This window comes from Kitasatospora sp. NPDC056531 (genome assembly GCF_042794375.1).
In the GTDB taxonomy this organism is placed as follows: domain Bacteria; phylum Actinomycetota; class Actinomycetes; order Streptomycetales; family Streptomycetaceae; genus Kitasatospora.
This window is the reverse complement of sequence record NZ_JBHTTU010000161.1, coordinates 1-6,043: the sequence shown is the minus strand read 5'-3', so window position 1 is coordinate 6,043 and position 6,043 is coordinate 1. Positions and strand designations below refer to the sequence as shown.

Here is a 6,043-nt window from a genome sequence, read left to right as displayed (position 1 = left end):
ATCCCACCAACGCCGTCTCCCGCCCGTCAGCGCGCCGCGAGGAGATCCTCGCCGCGACCGTCCGCTACGTCGCCGAGCGGGGCGTGTCCAACCTCTCGCTGCGCCCGCTGGCGGCGCAGATCGGCTCCAGCCCGCGCGTGCTGCTGTACCTGTTCGGGTCGAAGGAGCAGCTGGTCCGGGAGGTCCTCGCGGTCGGACGGGCCGAGCAACTGGCGCTGCTGGAGCGGTCCGAGGTCGAGGGCGGCAGCGCCCGCGAGACCCTCGACCTGCTCTGGGAGTGGCTGACGAGGCCCGAACGCCGGGGCGCGCTGCGGCTGTTCTTCGAGGGGTACGTCCGGGCCTTCGACCGCTGCGAGCCCTGGCTGGACTTCGGCACCGCCTCGCTGGACGAATGGCTGCCGCCGCTGGAGCGCGTCCTCGCCGGCACCCGGGCGAACGCCACCGTGGTGCTCGCCGCCCTGCGCGGCCTGCTGCTGGACCTCCTCGCCGACGGCGACGACGGGAACGGCGACTCCCACGCCGGGCGCGTGCACGCCGCCTGGCGCGACTTCCTCGACGCCACCCTCGCGTAGGGACGGGCCAGGCTCCGCGCCGTCAGGTCATCCCCGCGGCCGGGATCCGGCTGGCGGGCAACGGAAGTATGGGGACGGTGCGGCCACCGGCAACGGCCCATGTGCATGGTCAACCTCCCGTCGATTCAAGACAGTTGTTGATCATCGGAGTCCCGCCGGGCGTTCTCCGGGCCGCCGCGCGCGAGGGGCCGGGTCGTCGTCTCTGCCCGTGGCGAATCTGCGGCGGGCAGAGAAACCGCATCCGAGGGGCTCCCGGGGTCAAGAGTGGAGTCGACGGCAGACCTCCTCGACAAGGAGACCGGATGACTCCCCTCACCACTCCCCCGCTCCGCGCGGAGCAGGGCGACACACCGCCCAGCCGCTTCGACGACCATCTGGCGGCACAGCTGCTCGCCCAGCGGATCGTCCTGCTCGGCACCCAGGTCGACGACGTGTCGGCCAACCGGGTGTGCGCGCAGCTGTTGCTGCTGTCGGCGGAGGATCCGCGCACCGACATCAGCCTGTACATCAACAGCCCCGGCGGGTCGGTCACCGCGGGCCTCGCCATCTACGACACCATGCGGCTCATCCCGAACGACGTGTCGACGCTGGCGATGGGGTTCGCGGCCAGCATGGGCCAGTTCCTGCTCACGGTGGGGGCGCCCGGCAAGCGGTTCGCGCTGCCGAACGCGCGGATCATGATGCACCAGCCCTCGGCGGGCATCGGCGGCACGGCCGCGGACATCGAGATCCAGGCGGAGAACCTGGAGTTCACCAAACGGGCCATCGAGCGGATCACCGCCGAGCACACCGGGCAGAGCGAGCAGACGATCGCGCGCGACGGCGACCGGGACCGCTGGTTCACGGCCGAGCAGGCCAGGGAGTACGGGATCGTGGACCGGGTGGTGGAGTCGGTGGCCGACATCCGCCCGGCCTCGTCGCGTCGACGGATGGGGCTGTGACATGGGGTCGTACACGGTTCCGTACGTCATCGAGCGGACCTCGCACGGTGAGCGGTCCTACGACGTCTTCAGCCGGCTGCTGAACGAGCGGATCATCTTCCTCGGCACCGAGATCGACGACGGGGTCGCCAACGTGGTCATCGCGCAACTCCTGCACCTGGAGTCGGAGAACCCGGAGCGCGAGATCTCGATCTACCTCAACTCGCCCGGCGGATCTTTCACTTCGCTGATGGCGATCTACGACACGATGACGTTCGTGCAGGCGCCGATCTCCACGTTCTGCGTCGGTCAGGCGGCGTCGACGGCGGCGGTGCTGCTGGCCGGCGGGGATCCCGGGCGGCGGTTCGTGCTCCAGCACGCGCGGGTACTGCTCGGCCAGCCGGCCAGCGGCGGCCGGCAGGGGACGGTCTCCGACCTCAGCCTCGCGGCCAAGGAGATGGTCCGCATCCGCTCACAGGTGGAGGAGGTCCTGTCCCGGCACACGCACCACGATGTGGCGACGCTGCGCGCGGACCTGGACCGGGACAAGGTGCTCACCGCCGAGGAGGCCGTCGCCTACGGGCTCGCCGACGAGGTGCTGAGCCGGCGGCTCGCGTTCGCCTGATCGCGCGCCGGGGCCGACGGCCGAACCGGCGGCCGGTACGACGGGGGTGTACCGGCCGCCGGTCCGGCCGGACGGATCGGCCAGGCGGTCCGGCCGGACGGTTCGGTCAGGCGACGAGGCAGAGGCCGTCGTACCGCGCCGTGGGCGACGTGCGGCCCCCGCCCACCCGGCCCTGGCCCACCCGGCTCGGGGCGTACCGGGCCAGCTCGTCCTGGGCGAGCGAGAGCAGGTCGCCGAGGCCGAGCCCGAGGGCCTTGGCGGCGGCCGCGAGCACCTCGGAGGACGCCTCCTTGCGTCCGCGCTCCAGCTCCGACAGGTACGGCATCGAGATCCGGGCCGTCTCCGCGACGTCCTTCAGCGTGCGCTCCTGGGCGAGCCGCTCGCGCCGCAGCACACCGCCGACGAGGTCGCGCCACAGGGGTTCCCTCGGCGCGGGTGCCGACGGGGCCCCCGCCGGTCGCTGCGGGGCGCGGGGCGCCGCGCCGGATGCGGGCGGCGAGGTCTGCGGGCGCAGAGGGATGACGCGGGCTTCGTTCGGCGCATGAGTGCTCACCTCTTCAGCCTAGGGATCCGGCGCGCCGGGGGAAGGGATCGGCGTTCTGCCCTCGGTGAATCCGTACGGTCGGACCGGCGGCGTCGCGGGGCCGGGGCCGCCGGCACCGTCCGGAGCTGATCCCCCGTCGGGCGCCGGTCAGCGTCCTGCGGCCGTTCCGCTGTTCGCCACGCGGCTGTTGTCCGCCGGGCGGCCGATGGGGGTCGCGTGCCGGGTGAGGAGTGCGCGCAGGGCGTCGGGGGCGGGGGTGCCGCGCTTGGGCAGGACGAGGAGGCACGAGCCGCTGCGGTTCAGGACCACGAAGAGGTTCCGCGTCTCGGCGAAGCGGGGCCCCGCCGTCCAGCTCAGGGTGCGGATGCCGGTCCCGTCGGTGACGCTCACGCCGCTGCCGTCCACCACCGCGCGGTACTCGCCGCCGCGCCGGGCCGCGCGCCGCTGCGCCAACATCGCCTGCAGCCGGGGCGTGAACACCACCAGCGCCACCAGCGCGGCCAACGCCACAGCGTCCGACACGACCGTCTGGCCGTCCGCCAGCTTCGCCGCCAACCCGAACGCGGTGAAGGCCGCCATCGCCGACGGCGCGACCCGCGGCAGCCAACCCGCGAAGGTGCGCCGCGTCTGGACGGCGATGGCCTCGCGGAAGTCCTCGCCCGTCGGCCTGTACGCCAGCTCCACCCGCTCCTGGTCCACCGATGCTCCCTCTTGATCCACTGTTCGGTGCGGCGGATGTTAGCAAAGGGTTCGCAAAGCGGTGTCATCTCCCCGGGGCCCGGCTACCCCCGTGACCAGCGGCTCTCCACGATCCCGCAGTCGTACGCCGTCACCCCGCCGGCCCGGTAGGCGTGTCGCACCAGCCACGGCCCGAACACGCTGCTGCCCGATCCGGCGAAGCCGGGGTTGACGAACAGGCGCAGCTCCTCGGCCAGGCCCTCGCGCAGCAGCGAAGAGACCAGCCCCGCTCCCCCGAAGCAGAGCAGTGTCCCGCCTGCCAGTTCCTTCGCCCGCGCCACCGTCTCGGCCAGCTCGCCGTTGAGCACCTCGGTGCGCGGCCACCGTCGCGCCGGCCGCCCCGATCGGGACACCGCGAACTTCGGCAGCGCCCCGATCGCCCGGCTGAACTCCCAGTCCGCGTCGGCGGGATGGAGAGCGGCCATGCGCTCCCAGTGCCCCAGGTACCCCTCGTCCGCCATCGGCCGGCTCAGCAGGACCCCCGAGGCGCCGGCCAGTAGGCCGTTGAACGAGGCCCGCAGATCCGCACTCCACGGCCACTGCGGGCCCCAGTTCCACAACTGCCAGTCGGCGCCCGGCACTTCGCTGTCGACGTAGCCGTCCGCGGACACCTGCATCGCCACCACCAGCCGACCCGTGCCACCCATGTCGCACCTCCTCCACCGCGACGGTAGCGGGCGGGTCCGACAATGCGCCGCGGGTGTGCGCTACGGCCTGCTCCGCGGGACGTAGCGCTGCCACGTGGCGGTCAGTGGGCCGACGCGTGCTCCAAGGCCTTGATGGTGGAGCCGTGCGCACTGGCTCCTCGACGACGGACGGCCGCTGTCGGAGCTGCCGGACACGACGTTCCGTCACATGGCGGTGGGGCCGGCGGCCTTGACGTCCCCGGCGACGGATCCCCGAGGCCGGTGATTCGCGGGATGGGTGCCGGCCCGTAGTGGATCATGGAGTGTTTCCCGACGTTGCGTCACCCCGCCGCCCCCGAGAGCGAGTACCCGCGTGATCCCCGCCGTTCCCGACCCGACCGTGCTGCACCCCTTCCCCGAGCAGCCGCGCGTGGTGCTCCTCAAGCCGCTGGTCACGTCGCCGCTGATCGAGGTCGGCGAGTACTCGTACTGCGACGACCCGGACGACCCGACGGCGTTCGAGACCCGCAACGTGCTGTACCACTACGGGCCGGAGAAGCTCGTCATCGGGAAGTTCTGCGCGTTCGCCCAGGGGGTGCGGTTCGTGATGAACGGCGCCAACCACCGGATGGACGGGCCCTCCACCTTCCCCTTCCCCATCATGGGCGGCGCCTGGGGTGAGCACTTCGACCTGCTGACGGGCCTGCCGGGGCGCGGGGACACCGTCGTCGGCCACGACGTGTGGCTGGGCTGCGGCACCACCGTGATGCCGGGGGTTCGCATCGGGCACGGCGCGATCGTCGCCGCCGGGTCGGTGGTCACCTGCGACATCCCCGACTACGCGATCGTCGGTGGCAACCCCGCCAAGGTGATCCGCCTGCGCTACGACGAGGCCGACATCGCCCGTCTGCTCGCCGTCGCCTGGTGGCACTGGCCCGCCGAGCACCTCACCCGGCACCTGCGCACCGTCATGTCCGGCACCGTCGACGCCCTTGAGGCCGCCGTGCCCGCGCCCTGAGCCGCGGTGCGCCGCGGCGCGTGGACGTCGGGGTCGGACGGGGCCGGCGCTGTCACGACTCGGGGGGCGTGCCGGCGCGTGGGACCCAGCCGTTGTCGGCGCCGGTGCGGATCAGGGTCTCGGCGTAGCGCCACAGGTCGGCGGAGGAGTCGCCGATGACGGACTTGCGGGCCCGGACGTCGGCGTCGGTGACTCCGGGGGTGCGCCACGTGCCGCCTTGGTTGCCGTAGTTGAGCAGCAGCGGCTGGAGGCGGTCCATCGCCTTGGCGAACCGGGCCTCCGCGCTGGCGCGTTCCTCGAACTCGTCCCAGATCGCGCGGAAGTGGTCGCGCTGGTCGTCCGGGAGGATCGCGAACAGCTTGTCGGCGGCCTGGCGTTCGCGTTCCTCCTGGTCGGCGGTTGCCGCGGAGTCGTAGAGGAAGGTGTCCCCGGCGTAGATCTCGACCAGGTCGTGCAGGATGACCATGGTCAGGGCCTTGACGGGGTCGACGGGCTCGTCCGCGTACTCGGCGAGGACCAGGGTCATCAGGGCGAGGTGCCAGGAGTGTTCGGCGTCGTTCTCGCGCCGGTCGGCGGCCAGCAGCGGGCTCTGCCGGAAGACGTTCTTGAGCTGGTCGACCTCGATGATGAACTCGATCTGGCGGCGCAGCCGGTCGGGGGTGCTGTCGGGCTGTCGCACGGCGGCGGCGAACAGCGGGGTGTCGTCATTGGGCACGGGGGCCTCCCCGGGGCTGTGTTGACGGTTCGTCAGGGCCTGGAGGTGTCGGCACTGGGGGCTGTCAACTCCTGCTTGATGCTTCGTCATTTGTAGCACCTGTCAGCGGATCTCGACTGCTCGAGTGCAAGGTCGAGCTCGCCATCCGGCGAAAGCCAAGCCGGGCGGCGCTCGATTCCTGCGGCGGCATCAGGCTCACGAATTTGATTAAAGACGCTCAGTGATCCTATGGTTACCGTGTGGAGCTTCTCCGACTGTCAAAAGCCGCAAAGTGCTTGGGTGTTC

At 72.0% G+C, this 6,043-nt stretch carries 8 protein-coding genes; 4 read left to right on the top strand and 4 right to left on the bottom strand.

The window, feature by feature from the left end; genetic code table 11:
- The 3 genes from ACFQ87_RS42820 to ACFQ87_RS42810 form a co-directional block, all read left to right on the top strand.
- A partial coding sequence (locus tag ACFQ87_RS42820) for a TetR/AcrR family transcriptional regulator (protein ID WP_380616387.1) occupies positions 1 to 572 on the top strand: 572 nt, incomplete at its 5' end.
- A 302-nt stretch (positions 573 to 874) separates the two neighbouring features.
- On the top strand, positions 875 to 1,513 hold the full coding sequence (locus ACFQ87_RS42815; RefSeq protein ID WP_380616385.1) for an ATP-dependent Clp protease proteolytic subunit: 639 nt from the start codon (positions 875 to 877) through the stop codon (positions 1,511 to 1,513).
- A 1-nt stretch (position 1,514) separates the two neighbouring features.
- Positions 1,515 to 2,117 carry a ClpP family protease gene (locus ACFQ87_RS42810; RefSeq protein ID WP_380616383.1) on the top strand — a complete coding sequence of 201 codons (603 nt, stop codon included), beginning with the start codon at positions 1,515 to 1,517 and terminating at the stop codon, positions 2,115 to 2,117.
- Between the two features lie 106 nt (positions 2,118 to 2,223).
- Here the strand turns inward: ACFQ87_RS42810 and ACFQ87_RS42805 are convergent, their stop codons facing one another.
- The 3 genes from ACFQ87_RS42805 to ACFQ87_RS42795 all read right to left on the bottom strand — a co-directional run bounded on the left by ACFQ87_RS42805 (position 2,224) and on the right by ACFQ87_RS42795 (position 4,046).
- Positions 2,224 to 2,670: a helix-turn-helix domain-containing protein gene (locus ACFQ87_RS42805; RefSeq protein ID WP_380616381.1), complete on the bottom strand. Its 447-nt coding sequence runs from the start codon at positions 2,668 to 2,670 to the stop codon at positions 2,224 to 2,226.
- A gap of 138 nt (positions 2,671 to 2,808) precedes the next feature.
- On the bottom strand, positions 2,809 to 3,360 hold the full coding sequence (locus tag ACFQ87_RS42800; protein ID WP_380616379.1) for a hypothetical protein: 552 nt from the start codon (positions 3,358 to 3,360) through the stop codon (positions 2,809 to 2,811).
- A gap of 83 nt (positions 3,361 to 3,443) precedes the next feature.
- Positions 3,444 to 4,046, bottom strand: coding sequence for a dihydrofolate reductase family protein (locus ACFQ87_RS42795; RefSeq protein WP_380616378.1), 603 nt, complete (start codon positions 4,044 to 4,046; stop codon positions 3,444 to 3,446).
- A gap of 355 nt (positions 4,047 to 4,401) precedes the next feature.
- On the opposite strand from ACFQ87_RS42795, the gene ACFQ87_RS42790 reads away from it, so the two are divergent.
- Positions 4,402 to 5,043: a CatB-related O-acetyltransferase gene (locus ACFQ87_RS42790; RefSeq protein WP_380616395.1), complete on the top strand. Its 642-nt coding sequence runs from the start codon at positions 4,402 to 4,404 to the stop codon at positions 5,041 to 5,043.
- A gap of 52 nt (positions 5,044 to 5,095) precedes the next feature.
- Here the strand turns inward: ACFQ87_RS42790 and ACFQ87_RS42785 are convergent, their stop codons facing one another.
- Positions 5,096 to 5,758: an HD family hydrolase gene (locus tag ACFQ87_RS42785; RefSeq protein WP_380616376.1), complete on the bottom strand. Its 663-nt coding sequence runs from the start codon at positions 5,756 to 5,758 to the stop codon at positions 5,096 to 5,098.
- Positions 5,759 to 6,043: the final 285 nt, after the last annotated feature.